Below are 19,666 nucleotides of genomic sequence, written 5' to 3' on the forward strand. Positions count from 1 at the left end.
AGGCCTCATGACCGACACGATCAAATCCAGAATCACAGCCATCATCGCGGAACAGGCGATGCTGGAACCCGATCAGGTGACTGACGACGCGACCCCCGAGGATCTGGGCATTGACAGCCTCGGCCTGGTCGAGTCGATTTTCGCATTGGAAGAGGAATTCGACATCACGATTCCCTTCAATGCCAACGAACCCGAGAAATCCGAGTTTGACATCACGAATATGGGCACGATCATCGCGGCGGTTGAACGCCTGGTGGCGCAGAAAGCTGCATGAGTCCCAAGAAGTCAGGTAAGAAGGCCGCCCGAAACGAAGGCGCGGCCGAGAGTACAGCAGCATCGGGATCTGCCAGCGCAGCACCTGAAATCGTCAAACCCCTTGCCGGCGAAAGCTACAAGGGATTGCGGCGCGTGGTCATCACCGGTGCAGGCACGATCAACGCGCTTGGACATGATGTCGATACGACGCTTGGCGCCTTTCGCGAAGGGCGCTGCGGGATCACGCAGCTCAGCTTTCGCGATGTCGAGCGGTTGTCGATCCAGATCGGTGCGCAGGTGCATGACTGGCGACCCGAAGATTACTTCAATCGCCAACAGATCCTTCTGTATGACAAGTTCACCCAGTTCACGCTGTTGGCCGCAAAGCAGGCGGTGGCCCAATCGGGTCTTAGCTTCGTTGGCGCGCTGGGGCTGCGTTCGGGTGTCATTCTGGGGACCGCTGGTGGCGGATTGAACACCTGGGACGAAAACTATCGAGCCGTCTATGAAGAGGGGAAGAACCGTGTTCACCCCTTTGTCGTGCCCAAGTTGATGAACAATGCCGCGGCCAGCCACGTGTCGATGGAATTCGGCCTGCGCGGGCCTGCATTTACCGTTGCGACCGCTTGTTCCAGCTCGAATCACGCGATGGGCCTTGCGTTTCAGATGGTGCGGTCGGGCGCGGCGCAGGTCATGTTGACCGGCGGTTCGGAAGCGATGCTTTGCTTTGGGGGCGTCAAGGCCTGGGAAGGTTTGCGCGTCATGTCCAAGGATGCGTGCCGACCCTTCAGTGCCAACCGGAACGGGATGGTGCAGGGTGAAGGGGCGGGGGTCTTTGTATTCGAAGACTATGAATCGGCCCGTGCCCGTGGCGCCGAGATCCTTGCCGAAGTGGTCGGGTTCGCAATGTCCTCGGATGCGCAGGATATTGTCATGCCATCTGCTCAGGGGGCCGAGCGTGCGATTACCGCCGCCATCGCCGATGCAGGGCTGAATCCCGAGCAGGTCGGTTATATCAACGCGCATGGCACCGGCACCGCGGCGAATGACAAGACCGAATGCGCCGCCGTGGCGCATGCGTTTGGGCATCACGCCGACAGCCTGATGATTTCATCCACCAAGTCGATGCATGGCCATCTGATTGGCGGGACAGGTGCCGTTGAACTTCTGGCCTGTATCATGGCGCTGCGCGACGGGGTGATCGCCCCGACGATAGGATATCAGGAACCTGATCCGGAATGCGGCCTTGATGTGGTGCCCAACGAAGCGCGGGATGCCAAGGTTGATGCCGTTTTGTCCAATGCGTTTGCATTCGGGGGGTTGAATGCGGTGATTGCATTGCAACGCGTTTAGGCGGCGTCAGAGATGCCCATGTAAAAACGGCGCCCGAATTCGGGCGCCGTTTCCTTTCCTGAGCGCGTGGGAAGTTTAATTCGCCGCAGCGCTGGCCTGATCTGAATATTCCGACAATTCGTTGAACGCCGCCGTGAAGCCCGACAGGGATAGTTCAAGCTTGACCGGGTTTTCCGGGTTTCCGCCGAACGGCATCAGCGAAAGATTCGCGACATTTCCGCCTTTCAGCGCCGTCAGTTCACCCGCGGTAAACCCGACGCGGGCCACACATCCGACCGGCGCACAGAAGCTGAACGGATATTCCTGTGTCTTGCTGCTGTCGATCGAGAACCCCAATCCCTTGATCAGATCGGTTTCCAGCGGCGCCACGATGGTCGCGCCCGCGGCAACATTGCCATTCTTCAGCGGGATCAGCGTCATTTCAGCGACCGAATTGCCCTCGCCGTCCTGCAACAGTTGATACAGTTCGCAAGGATCCTCTCCTTGTGCGGCGCGAATACAGCGCAAGGTCCAGTCGGTATGGGTCGATTTCACGTAATAGCTGCCGACCTGCGGTTCATCCGATTCCGCGGCGGCTTCACCCTCTGCGGTCGGGGTTTCATCGGTTGCCGTGGTTTCATCCGCTGCGGGGGCCTCTGCTGCGGGGGCTTCGGCGGGTTGTTCTGCCTCGGTCGCAGCCTGTTCAGCGGGTGCGCTGGTTTCGTCAGAGGCTTCCGGGGTGCTGTCCTGGGCAAACGCCGGCGCCGCAACAAGAGCCAGCGCTGCCAGCAAAGTCTGCGAGGGTTTGATCGGCATGTCTATGTCTTCCCTTTGCTCGATAGTCCACGCCCGCCTAGCATGTCTGTAGCGCTTTGTCAGTCCACAAGAACCGCGGCGCGCATCAACATGGGTTGAGTGTTGTTGAAACCATGAGATGTCAGGCTTGCGGTTGCGGGCCTGCATTCCCGTTTTCAGTAGCAGGGCGTGCGCAGAAAGTGGCGCCGGAATTGAAAAGGGCCGTGGTTCAACCACGGCCCCGACGCTAAGGCGTCCTCTCCCTGCCGGACGGGCCGGTCATCATTGCCTGCACGCTAGTCGCGCAACCGTGATCCGTCAACAGCCTATACAGATAGGTTCAATCACAAAAAAGCCGCGCCCGGGGGCGCGGCAGTCCAACAGGGAGGAAGGTCCGGACCGGACGAGGGTACCGGACAGTTCCCATACTGGCACATGGCGGTTAATTTTGTATTGTCGCAGCGTGCGTTGGGGCGCAACAGGGTGGAAGATGCAGCAGGAGGCGGCGCGAATGACGAATGTGCTGAATGAACAGGCGGGCACGATTTTCGTTGGCGGGGGTGGAAAGAATTACGGTGATCCACAATCACTGTTGCTGAAATACGCAAACCGTCACGGCATGATCGCCGGGGCGACCGGAACCGGAAAGACGGTTACCTTGCAGACCCTCGCAGAAAGCCTTTCGCTGGCGGGCGTGCCGGTGTTCTTGTCTGACGTCAAAGGGGATCTTGCGGGCCTGTCACGCGCCGGGTCCGAGCAGGGAAAGCTGCATGATGCCTTTGTTAAACGCGCGGATCAAATCGGATTGACGCTGGATTATCAGGCATTTCCAGTTACGTTCTGGGATGTCTGGGGCGAGCAGGGTCACCCCGTGCGCACCACGCCCGCCGAGATGGGGCCGCTGCTTTTGTCGCGGTTGCTGGGGCTGACCGATGCGCAGGAAGGCGTGATGAATATCGCATTCCGCGTGGCCGACGAGCAGGGATTGGCCCTGCTGGATCTGGATGACTTGCAGGCCATGCTGGTTTGGGTTGGCCAGAACGCCAAGGAATTGTCGCTGGAATACGGGAATATCAGCACCGCGAGTGTCGGGGCAATCCAGCGCGCATTTCTGGTGTTGGAAAATCAGGGCGGCAATCACCTGTTCGGAGAGCCGGCACTGGATCTGGCGGATATGCTGACGACCGACAAGGATGGTCGAGGTACGGTCAACATTCTGGCCGCGGATCGCCTGATGCATTCGCCGCGGCTATACGCGACCTTCCTGTTGTGGCTGTTGTCAGAGCTGTTTGAACAGCTGCCCGAGGTCGGCGATCCAGAGCGGCCCAAGATTGCCTTCTTCTTCGATGAAAGCCACTTGTTGTTCGACGATGCGCCCAAGGCGCTGATCGACAAGGTGGAACAGGTCGCCAGATTGATTCGATCCAAAGGTGTCAGCGTCTGGTTCATCAGCCAGAATCCTGCGGATATTCCCGAGGATATTCTGGGGCAGCTGGGAAATCGGGTGCAGCATGCGTTGCGTGCGTTTACCGCCAAGGATCAGAAGGCGCTGCGTCTGGCGGCGGAAAATTATCGCACCAATCCCGAATTCGATATTGCCCAGGCAATCCAGAGCGTGGGGACGGGCGAGGCCGTGACATCGCTGTTGGAACACAAAGGCGTGCCCGGTATCGCACAGCGTTGCCTTGTGCGCCCCCCCTTCAGCCGCTTGGGGCCGATCGATGAAACCGAGCGGGCACAGACAGTCGATGGATCCCCGCTGCGCGCCAAATACTCAGAACGGCTGGAACGAGAATCAGCCAAGGAAATTCTGACCTCTCGCGCCGAGGCGGCAGCCAAAGAGCTTGCCCAGAAGGCCTCTACCGCGCCCGAGGATGATCTGTTCAACATGGATCGCCCCGAATATCGCAACGCCCGTCGCTATGAACCCACATCCAAACCGAAGACCCGCAGCAGATCTTCTCGCAGCGACAGCGTTGCCGAGACATTCGCTAAAAGCCTGGCGCGCCAATTGGGCACAAGATCCGGGCAGGCCCTGGTCAGGGGTGTGCTTGGATCATTGTTCCGCGGTCGCTGATTGCGGTAAGGGCGGGTGCCGGAATTTCGCCGCGTGCGGTATCTGCCTTGGGGTCGGCCTGTCCGCTGACCTCTCGCATTTCGGCCAGGATAGCGATCATCAACAGGACGTGGCGATGCATGTCATAGTCGGATGCCTTTTCAAGGCGCCGCTCATTCATGACGGCTTCCATCGCGCGCAGGCGGGGAAGGGTCTGGCCAATAGCCGGACAACCGTCGCGGCGTAGCAGGCGGGCCAGGTCGCGGTTGCGTTTCCAGCTTGCCTGGCCCGCGCGGGCGGCGCGGATCAATGTCGCTGGCCGACGAAGTGCCGGCTGAGAAGAATGCTGGCGCAGAACGATGACGTTGCCGGTCGTGGACATGGGAGACTCCTTGATGCGTGTCCCAGTCAGCTTCACACAACCTTAACGTGTGTTGCCAAGTCATTGATTGGACCGTTCGCTGCAGCAATGAATCTTTAAAGTTTGTTAGGGAATGTTGCCACTATGTGCAGAAAGTTACCTGCGCATTAACCAGAGTGATGCAACCCAGGGTGGCAAACTTCTTGCTGTCCGAGGATGACAAAGGACCTGACATGACCGTATTCACCGGTGATTTCACCATCGAGGCGGGCGGCGCCGACCACCGATCCGAGATCGCCAGCGTGACCGCGACACGAACCGACCTTCCGGAAGATGCCCGATTGTATCTGCGCCATGTCGAGGACGGTGTGACCATCCGTGCGTTGGCCCGCGAGGCGGGCTGCCACGCTTCGACCATATTGCGTCGTATTCGCCGGTTCGAGGCGCGCCGCGATGATCCCTTGATCGACCGGGCCTTGTCGCCCGAACGTAAACCTTCGGCGAATGATGATGCCACAACCTTGCGGATCCTGCGTCGTCTGGCCGAGCCAGGTGCGGTTCTTGCCTCTGCCGAAGGGATGGACAAGGCAATCGTGAGCCGGAACGATATCAGGACTGCTGTGCTTGAACGCGATCTTGCGGAAATGATGGCGCTGCGCGGTTGGGTGGCCATGATTTCGAATGGGGGGCGTATCCAGCGCTATGCGATTGCCCCTGCCGGGCGCGAAGCCTTGCGCGCTTTGTTGTCGCGTTCGGGCATGGGGGCTGCCGTGCCCGGACCGGGTGATTTTTCAAACGCAACGCCTGTCGACTTGCCTTCGGCGCAAGGCGATGTGACCGGGGGGAACGCAACCGATCATGCAGAGCAGCATCGGGTGTGGGAAGAGCGGAAGATTCAGGATCCTGAAGACGGCAAGCGGCGCACGGCTCGTGTGAATATTGCCGAAAGCCCCTTGTTGCTGTTGGCGCGGCGGCGCGATCGGGATGGAAAGCCGTTTCTTTCGGCAGGGATGGTCACCGCAGGTGAGAGGTTGCGCGAAGACTTCGAATTGGCCCAGATGGGGCCGCGGGTGACACAGAACTGGACCGGGTTCCTGACTGCGGGCATCGACCGGTCCTTCAACGGTGGCGGGTATCGCGGCGGTTCCGAAAGTGCACGTGATCGCGTTGCGACCGCGTTGCGCGAACTGGGGCCCGGAATGGGCGATGTCGTCCTGAGGGTGTGCTGCTATCTCGAGGGTATCGAGATGACCGAACGACGCCTTGGCTGGTCGGCAAGATCCGGCAAGATCGTGCTGCGGCTGGCGCTGATGCGTCTTGAACGCCATTACGAAGAGGTTTACGGCGGCGGTTCGCGATTGATCGGCTGAGTGAATATTCAGGCTCATAAGGCAGTTGCGGCGTTTCCCGATGATCCGATAGTGTGCGCTTATGAACATCACCCTGCGTCAATTGCGCTACTTTCTGGCCCTGGCCGAACATGGTCATTTCACTCGGGCGGCTGAAACGGCACATGTGACCCAACCGGCCCTGTCCATGCAGATCAAGGCGCTGGAAGACGCCGCCGGTGCCAGTCTGGTCGAACGCACTTCTGCCGGGATCGTATTGACCCCACGAGGAAGACAGTTGGCCGCCGATGCAAGGCAGGTCATGGCGGCGATGTCCGGTCTTGAGCAAGGTTTGCGACAGCCCGGGCAGGGCGGTCGGCTGACATTGGGTATGATCCCGACGGTGGCGCCTTATCTGTTGCCTCAGGCTTTGCCGGTCTTGCGGGCACGCGATATTGGTCGCGATCTTCATCTGCGTGAGGCGCAGACCGACCGGTTGCTGGATGAGCTTGAAAACGGCCGGTTGGACGCCGCCGTGGTTGCGACACCTTCTGATCGCGACAATCTGTTGGCCACTCCGTTATTCGCCGATCGGTTTCTGTTGGCCGGCAGCGCCGAACGCATCCGACAGTTTCAAGATGATCGCGATTCGCCTCGTCCCGAAGATCTTGACCCCGGACAATTGTTGTTGCTGGACGAAGGCCATTGTCTTGGCGATCAGGCGTTGGAAGTATGTGGCATTGGCCGCCATCGCAGCCGCCTGGACCTCGGCGCCGCATCGTTGGCGACGCTGTGCAGGCTTGCCGCGCAGGGAATGGGTCTGACATTCCTTCCCGAAATTGCCCGGGCTCAGGAATTGGCGGCGGCACCCGGATTGGCAACGATCAGCTTTCCAGATCCCCAGCCGTCGCGGCAGGTGTTGTTGATGCGCCGCGCGACGACAAGCACGGCCGGATGGTTCGACGACTTGGCTCAGATATTGCAAAAGGCGGGGCGGGATCTGCGTTCAGCGGTGTGAATGAAAGAAAACGGGGCCGCATATGCGGCCCCGCCATCATGTTCGACTGTCCCGAGCCGATCAGGCCGGTTCGCCAACCTTGGCCTTTTGCAAATAGCCCAGAACCGTTTCAGGCGAGGATTCCCCATAGGGATCCTCGGCGTGGTTGTCTGCGCGGCCCGGTTCCTCGAACCATGCTTCGACAACTCCGTCATTGATGACAGCTGCATAGCGCCAGCTGCGGGCACCGAATCCCAGATTGTCCTTGCGCACCAGCATGCCGGCTTTTTCAGTGAATTCACCCGATCCGTCGGGGATGACATTCACATTCGCCAGACCCTGCGACTTGGCCCATTGGTTCATGACGAAACTGTCATTCACCGACATGCAATAGATCGCATCGATGCCCAGAGCGCGCATTTCGTCGAACGCCTTTTCAAATCCCGGCAGCTGATAGGTCGAGCATGTCGGAGTGAACGCACCGGGCAACGAGAACAGCACGACGCGCTTGCCTTTGAAATAGTCGTCCGTGGTCAGCGTTTCCCAGCGAAACGGGTTGGGCCCGCCGATCGATTCGTCGCGCACGCGGGTTTGAAAGCTGACTTGCGGAAGTGTATCACCGATTTTCATTGAATTGTCCTTTCAGCATGAATCTGCCTCCTCCCATTTGCCTTGTGCCGCGATGCGGCAACAGGGATATGCACGTGCAGCATGGACAGCGCCGTTGATCAAGCCCCCTTCAAACGTTAAGTAGGAAAAAAAGCTTCGAAAGATTGATCATGTCCGATCAGACCGCTTCCCAGCCGCCACGCCTGCGGCATCCTGAAAAGGCCCATCGGGCCGATCAGAGCCAGCCACGCAAGCCGGACTGGATCCGCGTGAAAGCGCCGACCTCTGAAGGTTACAAGCAAACGCGCGATATCCTGCGAGAAAACCGCCTTTCGACCGTTTGCGAAGAGGCCGGCTGCCCCAATGTCGGCGAATGTTGGAGCCAGGGCCACGCCACCATGATGATCATGGGCGAAATCTGTACCCGTGGCTGTTCATTCTGCAACGTCATCACCGGTCGCCCGGATGCCCTGGATGTGTTCGAACCGGGCAGGGTGGCGCATGCTGTTCAGAAACTGGGCCTGAATCATGTGGTCATCACTTCGGTCGACCGCGACGATCTGGATGATGGCGGTGCCGAACATTTCGCCCAAACCATTCGCGCGATCCGTCATCGTTCACCCGCATCGACCATCGAGGTGCTGACACCGGACTTCCTCAAATCAAAGCCCGGCGCACTGGAAACCGTCGTCGAGGCGCGGCCCGATGTGTTCAACCATAATCTGGAGACGGTGCCGGGGCTTTACCCCTCGGTGCGGCCCGGCGCGCGCTATTTCCATTCGTTGCGTCTGCTTCAAAGGGTTAAGGAACTGGACCCCGGCATGTTTACCAAATCGGGTATCATGGTTGGGCTGGGCGAAGACCGGCAGGGCGTGCTTCAGGTGATGGATGACATGCGCGCTGCCGATGTCGATTTCATGACGATCGGCCAATATCTGCAACCGACGCCGAAGCATCACCGTCTTGATCGCTTCGTCACGCCGGAAGAATTCGCCAGCTATGAAAAAGCCGCATTTGGTAAAGGGTTCCTGATGGTTTCGGCAACTCCGCTGACGCGATCATCCTATCATGCCGGCGACGACTTTGCGCGGCTTCGTTCCGCGCGCCTGGAAAAGCTGGGCCGCGCCTGACGGGTTCCAGGCTGACAGAGTCCGGGCGTCAAGGCCCGGGCACCGGGGCGGGTGTTTTCCGTTTCAGTGTCGTGTTTCATCCGCCATACGCATTCTTCAGATCACCTCTTGCATATCCTGTTTGATCTGCGTAAACGCAGCGAAGGCAATGGTTTGCCCGAGTGGCGGAATGGTAGACGCAGCGGATTCAAAATCCGCCGCCGCAAGGCATGCCGGTTCGAGTCCGGCCTCGGGTACCAAAGCAAAAACAACAGCTTAGACGCAATGTCGCGACAGGTTGTTGGTACGGGGGACGGCGAGTCCCAATGGCTTTTCCCACTTTCACTGTTCACCCCCTGTTCGTTCTTTCATCGAATGACCGGCCCGAGATAGAATCTTGCGATTTGCGCGGCGGCGGTAGTATGCGACCATTTCTGCGCTTTGATTGGTGATTGCCTGGATCTGTGCATCTGAGCATCCGGCCTCGGCCAAACGGATAATCGCAAGCTTGCGAAGGCCATGCAGTGAGTATGGGGCGGCCCGTTCGCCAAGGTCTTTTCGCCAAGCCCGGAATGCCTTTTCCACGATGTCATACCCGACTGGCTGGGTTAGGTTCTTTCCGATCACATAAGCGCCCGACACTGGCAAGCTTTCGATGTAGGCGCGTAGCTGTGTGGGGCAGAATACCTCATAGGCTTCATCGCTCTTTTCATCGGTGACTGTCATCCATTCCCCGGCAAACTGATCACGGCGCATCAGGATTGCGGCCTGTGGTCGCTGCCCGGTCCCGAGGATCAGTTCGGCGGCGCTGCGAACCCGTTCCGGGGCGGTGTCCAGCTTCTTGACCATCCAAGCGGGCCAAGGCTCGAATTCTCGCTGCTTGCCATACAGGTCGATGCCGGATGCGACATTCTCGATCTTCCAGCCAAGTTTGCGGATCGCGAAGTTCAGCAGCAGGCGAACCACCTGAATATACCAGTCAGCCTTGCGCGGAGTGTCAGCGTATTTGGCGTGCACATCCATCAGCGCCTTGCGCGTCATCTGCCGGACGGATTTATCGGCGTTCTTTTCCAAGATGCGCTCCATGATCCGGTCATATTCCTTGCGTGTGCCTGCCGCCAGCTTGCGATACTTGGCAGAGGATCGATAGGCAGTGATCAGTTCTCGCCACGTGTCCCTTTGCTTCGGCTTCACCTTCTCGGATGTGCCCGACCTGATCGCCCAATATTCGGTGGAAAATTCAGGGCTGTCGATGTCATCGGGCAGGCGAACAAACCGCTCCCGTCGCTTACCACCATCGGTCCAAACTTTGCGGAAATAGACGCGTCCGGATTTGATCGCGACATATGGCGGCAGGTTCTTCCTCACAGGTCAAAATCCTCAGATGGGCGCACAAATTCACCACGCATGGTAGCGCGGATCTGTTCAACGTCCCAACGCTGGTGGCGGACGGGGCCCGGCAATGCCCCGGCCTCGACCAGACTGCGAAATTCTGTTGGCTTCATGTCCAGCATCTTTGCTGCCGTATTGGCGCTGGCGAACATGGGCTGCATGTCAGGCCGTCTCATGCTATTCCCCCATTGCGATTTTGCGTAGCTGAACAAGATCCATGTCCAGCATCCTGCACATGGCCTTGAATGCCTCTGCTGCGGTGTGGCCTGCATAGAAGGCACGATCGTCTTCAGCCCATGCGAGAAACGTTGCGGCGGTGATCAGATCATCAACAAAGGCTGATCGGTCGTATCCCGGCAACCGCCCGCCTTTGCTGATGTATCGATCGGCTATCCTGGAATTGGTTTGCATGGCTATACTGCTTTCCCGCATCCGCAATCGCCGGCATAGTGGCAGGCCCAGCAATATTCGTCGCCCTGAACCGGATCGGGGTGACGGTGCGTGCGGGCGGGATCGTTTGCGCTGTGTCGGAAGTGATCCAACGCCGCTTCTTCGGCGGCACTTTCGATCAGGCTCTCGACCGACCGCCCGAGCTTCTGGGCAATGGCGTGCAGGCGGCGGTCGGCAGATTCATCCAGTGAGATGTGATAGCTGTTCATGCTACTTCCTCCAGTGCTGTTGCGCCCCATTGATCCGCGCAGGCATCCGCGACACCCTCGAAGGTGCGGCTGCGTATTTTCCAGCGATCGGGGCCGGGTGGTGCGCGATGGACGGCATTCCACGCCTTCCATTCCGCGCTGCCCTTCTCGGGTTCTTTGAGGCGGTTGGTTTCTGTCAGTTGCGGCAAGCCGCGAAGGTAAAAGCCGGTGGCCTTGTAGGCCGGTTCGCCAAACCAGAAGGGCTGGACGATCTGGGGTGAGGGCAAGTCCGGCGGCATCCGATCTTGCGCCAGGTCATTCATTTCGGGGTTCTCGATCGCGACCCGCTCGATCGGGGCGCGCCAACAATCGATGAACAGGCTGACCCCTTCTTCAAATTCTGCCCGCAGGTCCTGGACCGTGCGGCCCTTTGGCAGCTTCTTGGGCGGCGTCCATTTGCCCGGCCCAGACATCCAGCGCCGGCCGGATCGGCACAGGCGGGTGCAGGGCGGGTGCATGACGGCAAGCAGGTCCCAGCCATCGTCCAGCAGGTCGCGAACATCGCCACGGATATGACGGTTGCTGCCATCCTCGGCCGGAAGCAGATCGCATGACCAGACATCGTGGCCGCGGCGTTCGAATGCGCGGCGCATGACGCCCGAGGTTTCGCACGCGATCAGGATCTTCATGGTCGTTGTATGCTGGGTGCCAAACATCGGATCAGGTGAACATCCAGACGGCCAGTGCGCCGCCGCCGATCATGCAGGCGGTGGCCACCGAAATTGTGAGGATGTCGCCCTTGGTCACTGCCTGCAGCGGGGTCTGGTCGTCGGTGTCGGCAAAGGCCGGCAGGTCGATGGGCAGGTTGTCGGTGCTGTGCGGCGCGTGATCATGCTGTTGCATCACCGTGCCTCCGCGATTGCGGCCACGCATTCCGCGCCGCGATAGTCGCCGCAGGTGTCGGGATGGGTCGGCCTGTCGATGGCCCACAGAGCCAAAAGCACAAGGGTGATCACGGCACCGCCGATCACGAGGGCAGCGACGAGGGGCAAGCCGATGTCCTGATCGGCGCCTGCCTTATTAGTCGGTATGGCTTGATTGGAAGTGCAGGGCATTGGTTGCTCCATCGGGGTGCGATGGAGGGTAAAATGCCCAACAGGAATATTCCTGTCAATGATAAATATTCACAGCAGGAATAAATTGCGCTGCACGCAATGGTTGTGCCTTGCCTCTGCGCCCGGTTGGGTGCAGGTTGTTGCCGTTATGTTCTATTTCGAGGGGGCGGTGTATTGGGGTTGGTTGTGAGATTTGAGGAGGCGTTGCGGAGGATGAGCAACGATCAGTTTGCCGAGTTTCTTAACCTTCTTTCGAAGAGTGGGGAGCTAGCATCTCTGCCATGTCAATCCAGCCCTGCTGACGTTCAGGGGGAAGGCGGCGAAACGCAGAAAGTATAGCGTTCTCTGGCCCTGTTCTAGATTCTCCAACCAAATCGGCAAGTGTTATATCCAGCGCTTCCGCAATCTTGTTGAGGGTTCGAAGCGTTACGCCATCAAAGCCCTGTTCGATTTTTGACACAGTTGGTTGTTCAACGTCTGCCATCTCGGCGACGTCTTTCTGTGTGAGGCCCCTGGCCAGGCGTATTTGCTTCAGGTTCATTTGATCATTGTCCGGCAACCTGTTGGTAACGGCAAACACGCAGCAAGAATTATATGCTTGACGGGAATATTCCTGACATGCATACGATGCGCCATGATGACACTCAGCCAACATCTTGAGAGCACCGGGGAAACGCAGTCAGCGTTTGCCGCACGAGTTGGTGTTCAACAAGGAACCATTTCAAAGCTTGTCAGGCAGCAAATCACGCCAAGCTTCAAGCTTGCTCAAAAAATCGAGGCTGCGACATCAGGAAATGTCGCGGTTTCAAGTTGGGTGTTGTCGTTCACAACAAATAGCGAGTTCTCCCATGTTAAATCCCAAGACAACGACGCAGCGTGATCGCTGTGCGCGTCAAATGTCCCATGCCAATCTGCTTGACGGTCGTGGGCGCGGTCACAGGCATATCCGCCGCGCCCACGTTCATGCGCATCGCCCCGATCGGGCGGTGTTCCTGCAACGGTGGTCGTTGCTGATGATCGCCAGCTTTGACAGCCGCGAAGCCTGCGCCGTGCATTTCGGCGTGACCTTTCAGACGGCCTGCAACTGGTTCGACGGTTTAAACGCGCCCTATGGCCATCACGTCGATTTCGCCCATGCAAGCCTGTCAGGCTTTTCCAAGGTCATGCGGGAGGAGAAAACGTGAGTTGCCTATCCACTTACAAGGGCGTGGAACTCGGTTTCACCGAGGATTTGAATAGGCTGCCCATCCGCAATAAGTTCCTCGGCTTTCCGGTGCTTGCTGCTTTTGTCGTGCCCGTTCAAAACCTCAAGGTCTTGATCGCCGACAACGAGAATGTTGAGCTTTTTCGATACGCCCGTCCGAACAGTAAGGCCGGACTGCGCAGCAATCTGAGCGGCTTCATCGCGAGACATGCCCAACTTGCCTGTAAAACACACAGTTTTACCGTGAAGCGGCCCGGCTTCGTTTCCGGGGATCGACACTCGTTTGGGGTAGCTGCGTTTGGTAGGATTGCGCGTAAGTATGCTGTCAAAGGCTACCCCGAGCCGTTCCTCTGCGAGCAGCACGACCTGTGCTGCTGCTCTGGCATCCTCTCCGGCGTCGTGGTGATCGAAGTCGAGACGGAGTTCGTTCTTCAAGTTCGCGAGCCCGTGTCCGCCGTTGCCTTTAAATTCAGGCCAGGCGCGACGGGCGATCTGAACGCTGTCGATCCATTGGCTTTTGATCTTTTCTATCGCGGCCAAATCACAGGCGCCATTAAAGGCGCCTCGATCGAACGTGCTGTGCTGAATGAGGATGTGGCGGTTGAGGAAATCAGACAATGTGCCGAAAATTTCAGGGAACGCCGGTGCTCCGGCGACCTTGCGGTGGTTGATGCCATGGAGGTCGATATTGAACCTCGCGAAGTTTTCTCGAGGGTTCACGAAGCAGCTGTAAGTTCTGATTGTGTTGTCGTGATCAACGAGAGCAAGGCCGATCTGACAGATGCTGTGGCTATTTTCGTTTGCGGTCTCAACATCGACGGCAACAAATTTATAGCTCGTGCCAAGGAAGTCGAGGTCATAGTTCGATCTTCTCTTGGCAGCATAGGCCTCAATGGCGGTCGCGCCGATCTTCTTCTTCTTGAACAAACCAAACACTGTCTACTCCACACAGATTCGCAAACGGGTATGTCCGCACAATATCCAGTAGCGATTGGCCCTGTCTACGCTGGGGTTTCTATCTAATGCAGTTCGGGTTTTCAGGTTGCCCGGGGCGGGGGAGAGGTGGGGTCGCAGAACCTGGCCGAAACCTCGTCGTGATTCTGGCCGCTTCGGGCGGGTTGCAAACCGGAATCACGGAACCTGCGGCTGGCCCGGCCGAGAGCCGTGCTGAGGTGGCAGAACGTCAACTTCAGTCGGCAGGGCAGAATTTCTCACTTTTCGAAAATTCGGCACTCAAATCAGCGCGAATACAGAACAAAAGTTTTACGGAAGGTTTGGGTGAACATGATGACTGATCGAACCATCAGCTCCCAAGCAGCGCTTTCACAATGCACCGCGACCGACGGCGAGTTCGTTGCCGTCGATGCCTGCCGGTCGTTGTGGTGCGCCGTGTTGGTGGGGGCTTGGCGGGAAGCGTTCTCGACCAGTCCGAAGGCTACGCGCAAAGACCTTGCCGCGGCGCGACGTTGGTTCGGGTCGGGCGATTTTCACACGGTTTGCGCGCTGGCCGGTTTTGACGGTGATCACATCCTGGGCGGTTTCGAGGCGGCTTTGCGCGGCGATCGGCCCGTTGACGCCATCTTCAACCCACGCGGCACGGGTCCGGTTCAGAAAGGAAGGGTGGCGGCATGACAGTGCAATTGGCCCGAGCTGACGATCTGGACGAATATCCTCTGTCGGCCGATGAACGTCTGGATAGCCATTACTTCATGCCATGGGAACGGCGGCGTTGGCTGAACTGCGACATGCGGTTGAAGGGCACCGCCGAATGTCGCGCACTGTATTTCGACCTGATCAATATCAGCTACGATCAGTCGCCAGTTGGCACGTTGCCAACCGATATGGCGGTTCTGGCGAAGATGCTGTTTGTCGATCGGGGCCATTTCGAGCAGCTGTGCCGCCTGGAGTTCGGGCCGCTGCACAAGTGGCGGCGCGTGTCCTGCGAAGGCGAAGTCCGGTTTATGCATCCTATGGTGCTGCGGTCCTTGCATGACGCCATTTCGCGGCGTGAGGATCATCGTGCGCGCAGTGATGCGGCGAACACCAAGAAGCGGTTGCAACGTCTGAGATCGGTGATTGGTGGCCAGTGGACCGAACTGGCCAAGAACGACGCCTGCATCTTGTGGGTAGATGAGTGGTTGCAGGAGCAGGGCTGCGAATATCGCACGTCGAGCTGGGTCGAGCGCGCAGTTTCTGCCTGGCACAACCATAGTTTCTCGATCGAGCGCATGCGGAAGATGGACGCGCGTTAATTCGTCCTAACTGTCCCAACATTGTCCCGGGGACAGTTCAAGACAGTCCGGGGACACTCTGAGACTGTCCCGCACGATAGAGACAGGGACAAAGAAAAAGACAGGGACAGCGACTGTTCCGCGACATTTCAGGTGTGGTGCCTGTGGATAACTTGGCTGGCTGAGAAAGGGGTAAAGCGATGTCCGGTGCGACAGCAGAGGCGAAGGCGCGGGTTGATGCGTTGCTGATGCAACCTTTGGCGGGGTTGGCGCGCAAACGCGGGATTAGCGCCGAGGCGCATGAAAAAAGTTTGGAGCGGCTGCGATCCTTCCTGACATACATGTCGGATACGAACCTTTCGGGGCTGGTCGATCTGATTGCCCGGCATGCTGCCAAGGGTGTCTGGCCGGAAGAGGGTCTGGTTCGTGCCTGGGCGATGACCTTGCAGGTGCCGCCGCCGCGCGATTGCGCCTATGCGCGCAGCCTGATCCGGTCGGCGATGGGGCGGCGCGCGATGGAAGAGGGCTGGGCGGTCGAGCTGTTTCAGGTCGCGCGCCGCCTCGGTCCGCCGCCGGGCAAATACATCATCGCCAATCTCAAGCGCGATGCCGAAGAACACCGCCACCGCCGTCGCGTGATCCGCGAGAACATCGAGGCGGGCTTGGCGACGAATGACGAAAAGGCCTGGCTGGAAGGGTGGCATGCCGATCTGGCCGAGGTCGAGGCGATCCAGTCAGCCGTGGAAGAAGGGGCAGCAGCATGACAGTTATCGACAGGCAGGCAGCGAATACCAGGTCTCGGGAAGAGCGGGCGCGAATGGAGGCGATCCTTGCGCGCGCGACTCCGGCCGAGGGTTGCGGTCCTGCCATACCGGTTGCGCCGGCGCGGGGCGCGTGCCGATCGGTCACGCCGCAATCGATGGTGCCGGATGCGAAAGACAGGACGGGGTGGAAGGCCGAGGAAATGGGCTGGCGGGGTTTCAAGGCTGCCGCTGCGATGGATGTCTTTGACACGCTTGCCATGAATGCCGCCCGGCGCAAGCAGCCGCCGCCATTTTCCAAGGGTCAGGTGACCGTCGCCCGGTTGTATCGTGATCTGGTCGAACGCCACGATGCAGGTGGCATGAAGCTGGCCAGCCTGGAAGGGCGCGTGGCATCGGGTTCGGGCACAGGTGGCGACTTCATGGATGCGTTTCTAGCTGAAGGCGATGCGATCAAGCGGCTGCGTTCACTGATCGGCACCGGCGTTGCGATGCCGGTCAGGCGAGTGCGGCCGGGTGCTCGTGGCGGCAAAGGTGCCCGGGCCATTCTCGATCGGGATCTGGCCGATGCCGTTTGTCTTCATGGCCGCAGCTTCCGGTGGGTGTTGCGAAAGCATGGATGGAGTGAGGGAGAAAAAAATGTCGTGCGCTGCGTGGCTGCTTTGCGCGATTGCCTGGATCGAATGCAGGGGTATCCGGTAACGCGGAAAAATTCTTCCTTGACGGCTTAGTACGCACGGCCCCATAACTTTTGACATCATCCAGAAGTGCGCCCGAAGCTTTGCCTTGCGGGCGCTTTCGCGTTTGGAGGTGCTGCATGGTGATGAAGCTGTGCTGTGCGCCGGGCTGTGATGAGGTTGCCATCGATGGGCGGGCGCATTGTCCCGAGCATGCTGCGGCAGCGGATGCGCGTTTGAGGGCGCGGCGAGATGCGGCAAAGACTTCTGCGGTCGCCCTGGCGGGTGCTGCCTTCTATCGGACGCGGCGTTGGCGCAAGCAATCAAAGCTGTTTCTTGATCGGCATCCGCTATGCGCTGACTGCGCGGCAATCGGGATCGTGACCGCGGCGCGCGAAGTTGATCACATCGTGCCGCATCGTGGTGATGCAAGGCTGATGTGGGACAAGTCGAACTGGCAATCGCTTTGCAAGCCCTGCCACAGCAGGAAGACGGCGCGCGAAGTTTTTGCTGGCTGCCGCCGCGATTGATCCCGGGACACCGGGGGTGGTCGAAAAATCAGAGCTACCAGCGGTGGACCGGCGGGGGGAGCTTCCTTTTCGCGCACGTTGATTTAATAAAAAAAGCCCATCTGTCAGAAGGTTAGTTGGGTTTCCTGTCAATCTTTCAATGAAGGAGGCGCATATGCGAGGGTCCAAACCATCGCTGGACAATGTTGTCCCGATGAAGGGTGACATGGCCGCAAGGCATATTCCGGAGCCATTGCCACATATGGCAGGGCGCTCGGTTGAAGTCTGGAAGGAGTTGGCGCCGCTACTGGTCGCAAAGGATCGCCTCGATCCGCTCTACCTCTACCAATTCGCGTCTTATTGCGAGGCGGTCGCCAACTTCATCGATGCGACTTACTCGATCGGCATGGAGGGGATGTATTACGAGGTCGAGACCCGAAATGGGCGGCAACAGAAGGCCACGGCTGCGTCGCGCGCACAGCAGGAGGCCATGAACCAGATGCGCCGGGATTCGGCGCTGTTTGGCCTGTCGCCAGTTGATGCAGCCCGGATCTCGGCGGGAGCGCAGGGTGATCTTTTCGAAGACATCATGCGCAAGATCGATGGAACCGATTGACCACCCGGTCTCGCGCTATGCGCTTGATGTGGTCGAGGGGCGCGAGGTCGCAGGCGAGCTGGTGACATTGGCGTGTCAGCGCCACTTGCTGGATCTGGAAACCGGCAGAGATCGTGGGTTGTGGTTCGATTGCAAGGCTGCAAGCCGGATCACGAATTTTGCCCAGCTGATCCAGCACACGACCGGGCCGATGGGCGGCCAGCCTCTCAAGTTGGAACCGTGGCAGGTCTTTCGGCACGGCAGCGTGTTTGGATGGAAGCGCGAGGAAGACGGGCTGCGCCGTTTTCGATCGACCTATCACCAGGTGGCAAAGAAGAACGGCAAGACAACGGATACCGCGGTGCCGGCGCTGTTCACGCAACTGTTCGACGGGGAAGCCGCGCCGCAGGGATATTGCGCGGCAACGACGCGCGATCAGGCCGGGCTGCTGTTCAAGGAACTGAAGCGGATGATCAATGCATCGCCCGCGCTCAGCCAGTTCATGAAACCCTGGCGCAGCTCGATCGAGATTCCGCGTACCAGTGGCGAAATCAAATGCCTGTCCCGCGACGGCAATACCTCGGACGGGATCAACCCGCATTTCGCGGCGCGCGATGAGGTCCATCGCTGGACGGATCGCGAGCTGGCAGAAATCGTGGTCAACTCGATGATCGCGCGCGCCCAGCCGATCGATTGGGCGATCACCACGGCCGGCGCGGATATGGTCTCGATCTGTGGTGAATTGCGCGACTATTCCGAGCAGGTTCTGCGCGGATCGGTCACGGATGACAGGTTTTTCGGATATGTGGCCGAGCCGCCGCATGAATGCGACATCCATGATCCAAGGATCTGGAAAATGGCCAATCCGAATCTGGGCGTGGCGTTCAAGGAAGAGGATTTTCGCGCCAAGCTGAATGAGGCCCTGGCAATCGCCGGGCGGATGCCGAATTTTCGGAGGTTGCACCTCAACCTCTGGACCGAAGGTGCGCAGTCCTGGATCGAGCGCAGTGTTTGGGATCTGGGCGCCGATCCTTTCGATCCTGAAAGCCTGTTTGGTCGCAAGGCATGGGTCGGGTTGGACCTGTCGAAGACAACCGACCTCACCTCGATCGTGGTTGCGGTGCCGATGGACGGGTTGATCTATCTGATCTGCTACAGCTTTCTGCCATCCGGACCGAAAGGTTTCATCGCTCGCGCTCAGTCTGAAAAGCGCGAATACGTGCAATGGCGGCAAGAAGGTTGGCTGGAAGTTCATGGCGGTGGTGCCATCGATGAAGATCAGATCATCGAAAGAATGGAAATCATTCGGAATGTCTTTGACGTCCAGGAAGTCGCTTACGACCGCTGGGGGATGAAATATGTGGCGAAGGAACTGACGCGCCGACGGTTCCCGCTGATCGAACATGGCCAAGGCTATGCATCGATGTCGTCACCAATGAAGCGGTTCGAACAATCGGTCGCGCGCAAGCGTCTGCGCCACAACGGCAATCCTGTTCTCGCCTGGGCGGTGGGCAATGTGCATCGCGATGAGGATGCGGCCGAGAACATCAAGCCCAACAAGGCGCGTTCGAAGGGCAGGATAGATCCTGCCGTCGCCGCGATCATGGCAGTCGGTCGCGCAGAGGCTGCCGAAGGTAAACGCAAGGCTCGGGAGATCGAGACGGTATGAGCATCATTACGCGGATCTTTGGCGGCAGTTCGG

27 protein-coding genes and 1 tRNA gene are annotated in these 19,666 nt (G+C 59.1%); 16 read left to right on the forward strand and 12 right to left on the reverse strand.

Features of this window, described 5'->3' with window-relative positions; translation table 11 throughout:
* Positions 1–7 precede the first annotated feature (7 nt).
* The gene (locus PAF17_RS10350) at positions 8–274 is read left to right on the forward strand and encodes an acyl carrier protein (RefSeq protein WP_271889016.1); all 267 of its coding nucleotides are present in this window, start codon (positions 8–10) and stop codon (positions 272–274) included.
* 125 nt (positions 275–399) lie between these two features.
* A complete protein-coding gene (locus tag PAF17_RS10355; protein WP_271889076.1) occupies positions 400–1,608 on the forward strand; it encodes a beta-ketoacyl-[acyl-carrier-protein] synthase family protein in 1,209 nt (402 codons plus the stop codon).
* A gap of 75 nt (positions 1,609–1,683) precedes the next feature.
* On the opposite strand, the gene PAF17_RS10360 is transcribed toward PAF17_RS10355, so the two are convergent.
* Positions 1,684–2,403 (reverse strand): invasion associated locus B family protein, encoded by a 720-nt coding sequence (locus tag PAF17_RS10360; RefSeq protein ID WP_271889017.1) that lies wholly within the window; start codon positions 2,401–2,403, stop codon positions 1,684–1,686.
* A 490-nt stretch (positions 2,404–2,893) separates the two neighbouring features.
* Between PAF17_RS10360 and PAF17_RS10365 the strand changes: the two genes are divergently transcribed.
* Positions 2,894–4,459 carry a helicase HerA-like domain-containing protein gene (locus PAF17_RS10365; RefSeq protein ID WP_271889018.1) on the forward strand — a complete coding sequence of 522 codons (1,566 nt, stop codon included), beginning with the start codon at positions 2,894–2,896 and terminating at the stop codon, positions 4,457–4,459.
* On the opposite strand, the gene PAF17_RS10370 is transcribed toward PAF17_RS10365, so the two are convergent.
* A complete protein-coding gene (locus PAF17_RS10370; protein WP_271889019.1) occupies positions 4,422–4,820 on the reverse strand; it encodes a DUF6477 family protein in 399 nt (132 codons plus the stop codon). The genes PAF17_RS10365 and PAF17_RS10370 overlap by 38 nt on opposite strands.
* Before the next feature lie 212 nt (positions 4,821–5,032).
* Here PAF17_RS10370 and PAF17_RS10375 point away from each other — a divergent pair, with 212 nt between their 5' ends.
* Positions 5,033–6,169, forward strand: a complete 1,137-nt coding sequence (locus tag PAF17_RS10375) for a DUF6456 domain-containing protein (protein WP_271889020.1) — start codon at positions 5,033–5,035, stop codon at positions 6,167–6,169.
* Positions 6,170–6,230: 61 nt separating this feature from the next.
* Positions 6,231–7,145, forward strand: a complete 915-nt coding sequence (locus PAF17_RS10380) for a hydrogen peroxide-inducible genes activator (RefSeq protein WP_271889021.1) — start codon at positions 6,231–6,233, stop codon at positions 7,143–7,145.
* Between the two features lie 60 nt (positions 7,146–7,205).
* Here the strand turns inward: PAF17_RS10380 and PAF17_RS10385 are convergent, their stop codons facing one another.
* Complete coding sequence (locus PAF17_RS10385) at positions 7,206–7,754, reverse strand: peroxiredoxin (protein ID WP_271889022.1); 549 nt, start codon at positions 7,752–7,754, stop codon at positions 7,206–7,208.
* A gap of 149 nt (positions 7,755–7,903) precedes the next feature.
* Here PAF17_RS10385 and lipA point away from each other — a divergent pair, with 149 nt between their 5' ends.
* Together lipA and PAF17_RS10395 are read left to right on the forward strand one after the other, a co-directional pair.
* Positions 7,904–8,863: a lipoyl synthase gene (lipA, locus tag PAF17_RS10390; protein WP_271889023.1), complete on the forward strand. Its 960-nt coding sequence runs from the start codon at positions 7,904–7,906 to the stop codon at positions 8,861–8,863.
* 155 nt (positions 8,864–9,018) lie between these two features.
* Positions 9,019–9,102: transfer RNA gene (locus PAF17_RS10395), tRNA-Leu, on the forward strand.
* An 82-nt stretch (positions 9,103–9,184) separates the two neighbouring features.
* On the opposite strand, the gene PAF17_RS10400 is transcribed toward PAF17_RS10395, so the two are convergent.
* The 8 genes from PAF17_RS10400 to PAF17_RS10435 form a co-directional block, all read right to left on the reverse strand.
* Complete coding sequence (locus tag PAF17_RS10400) at positions 9,185–10,210, reverse strand: tyrosine-type recombinase/integrase (protein WP_271889024.1); 1,026 nt, start codon at positions 10,208–10,210, stop codon at positions 9,185–9,187.
* Positions 10,207–10,410: a hypothetical protein gene (locus tag PAF17_RS10405; RefSeq protein ID WP_271889025.1), complete on the reverse strand. Its 204-nt coding sequence runs from the start codon at positions 10,408–10,410 to the stop codon at positions 10,207–10,209. The genes PAF17_RS10400 and PAF17_RS10405 overlap by 4 nt, the downstream gene beginning before the upstream one ends.
* A gap of 1 nt (position 10,411) precedes the next feature.
* Positions 10,412–10,645 (reverse strand): hypothetical protein, encoded by a 234-nt coding sequence (locus PAF17_RS10410; protein ID WP_271889026.1) that lies wholly within the window; start codon positions 10,643–10,645, stop codon positions 10,412–10,414.
* A 2-nt stretch (positions 10,646–10,647) separates the two neighbouring features.
* Positions 10,648–10,893: a hypothetical protein gene (locus PAF17_RS10415; protein WP_271889027.1), complete on the reverse strand. Its 246-nt coding sequence runs from the start codon at positions 10,891–10,893 to the stop codon at positions 10,648–10,650.
* On the reverse strand, positions 10,890–11,561 hold the full coding sequence (locus tag PAF17_RS10420; RefSeq protein WP_271889028.1) for a hypothetical protein: 672 nt from the start codon (positions 11,559–11,561) through the stop codon (positions 10,890–10,892). Before PAF17_RS10420 ends, PAF17_RS10415 begins: the two co-directional genes overlap by 4 nt.
* Positions 11,562–11,592: 31 nt before the next feature.
* The gene (locus PAF17_RS10425; protein ID WP_271889029.1) at positions 11,593–11,775 is read right to left on the reverse strand and encodes a hypothetical protein; all 183 of its coding nucleotides are present in this window, start codon (positions 11,773–11,775) and stop codon (positions 11,593–11,595) included.
* Positions 11,775–11,924, reverse strand: a complete 150-nt coding sequence (locus tag PAF17_RS10430; RefSeq protein ID WP_271889030.1) for a hypothetical protein — start codon at positions 11,922–11,924, stop codon at positions 11,775–11,777. The genes PAF17_RS10425 and PAF17_RS10430 overlap by 1 nt, the downstream gene beginning before the upstream one ends.
* Positions 11,925–12,228: 304 nt before the next feature.
* Positions 12,229–12,528, reverse strand: coding sequence for a helix-turn-helix domain-containing protein (locus PAF17_RS10435; protein ID WP_271889031.1), 300 nt, complete (start codon positions 12,526–12,528; stop codon positions 12,229–12,231).
* A gap of 93 nt (positions 12,529–12,621) precedes the next feature.
* On the opposite strand from PAF17_RS10435, the gene PAF17_RS10440 reads away from it, so the two are divergent.
* Together PAF17_RS10440 and PAF17_RS10445 are read left to right on the forward strand one after the other, a co-directional pair.
* A complete protein-coding gene (locus tag PAF17_RS10440; RefSeq protein WP_271889032.1) occupies positions 12,622–12,867 on the forward strand; it encodes a helix-turn-helix domain-containing protein in 246 nt (81 codons plus the stop codon).
* Positions 12,836–13,171, forward strand: a complete 336-nt coding sequence (locus tag PAF17_RS10445) for a hypothetical protein (protein WP_271889033.1) — start codon at positions 12,836–12,838, stop codon at positions 13,169–13,171. The genes PAF17_RS10440 and PAF17_RS10445 overlap by 32 nt, the downstream gene beginning before the upstream one ends.
* Positions 13,172–13,176: 5 nt before the next feature.
* Here PAF17_RS10445 and PAF17_RS10450 read toward each other — a convergent pair whose 3' ends face one another.
* The gene (locus PAF17_RS10450; RefSeq protein ID WP_271889034.1) at positions 13,177–14,127 is read right to left on the reverse strand and encodes an exonuclease domain-containing protein; all 951 of its coding nucleotides are present in this window, start codon (positions 14,125–14,127) and stop codon (positions 13,177–13,179) included.
* Positions 14,128–14,478: 351 nt separating this feature from the next.
* Here PAF17_RS10450 and PAF17_RS10455 point away from each other — a divergent pair, with 351 nt between their 5' ends.
* From PAF17_RS10455 to PAF17_RS10485, 7 genes are all read left to right on the forward strand, one after another.
* Entirely contained in the window at positions 14,479–14,823 is a 345-nt protein-coding gene (locus PAF17_RS10455) for a hypothetical protein (RefSeq protein WP_271889035.1), read from the forward strand.
* On the forward strand, positions 14,820–15,443 hold the full coding sequence (locus tag PAF17_RS10460; protein ID WP_271889036.1) for a hypothetical protein: 624 nt from the start codon (positions 14,820–14,822) through the stop codon (positions 15,441–15,443). The genes PAF17_RS10455 and PAF17_RS10460 overlap by 4 nt, the downstream gene beginning before the upstream one ends.
* Positions 15,444–15,622: 179 nt before the next feature.
* Entirely contained in the window at positions 15,623–16,186 is a 564-nt protein-coding gene (locus PAF17_RS10465) for a hypothetical protein (protein ID WP_271889037.1), read from the forward strand.
* The gene (locus tag PAF17_RS10470) at positions 16,183–16,914 is read left to right on the forward strand and encodes a hypothetical protein (protein WP_271889038.1); all 732 of its coding nucleotides are present in this window, start codon (positions 16,183–16,185) and stop codon (positions 16,912–16,914) included. The genes PAF17_RS10465 and PAF17_RS10470 overlap by 4 nt, the downstream gene beginning before the upstream one ends.
* A gap of 86 nt (positions 16,915–17,000) precedes the next feature.
* The gene (locus tag PAF17_RS10475; RefSeq protein WP_271889039.1) at positions 17,001–17,390 is read left to right on the forward strand and encodes an HNH endonuclease; all 390 of its coding nucleotides are present in this window, start codon (positions 17,001–17,003) and stop codon (positions 17,388–17,390) included.
* A gap of 154 nt (positions 17,391–17,544) precedes the next feature.
* Positions 17,545–17,985: a P27 family phage terminase small subunit gene (locus PAF17_RS10480; RefSeq protein WP_271889040.1), complete on the forward strand. Its 441-nt coding sequence runs from the start codon at positions 17,545–17,547 to the stop codon at positions 17,983–17,985.
* Entirely contained in the window at positions 17,972–19,633 is a 1,662-nt protein-coding gene (locus tag PAF17_RS10485; RefSeq protein ID WP_271889041.1) for a terminase large subunit, read from the forward strand. The genes PAF17_RS10480 and PAF17_RS10485 overlap by 14 nt, the downstream gene beginning before the upstream one ends.
* The last annotated feature ends 33 nt before the right edge of the window (positions 19,634–19,666 follow it).

It is taken from the genome of Paracoccus onchidii (genome assembly GCF_028294535.1).
GTDB classification, from domain to species: domain Bacteria; phylum Pseudomonadota; class Alphaproteobacteria; order Rhodobacterales; family Rhodobacteraceae; genus Paracoccus; species Paracoccus onchidii.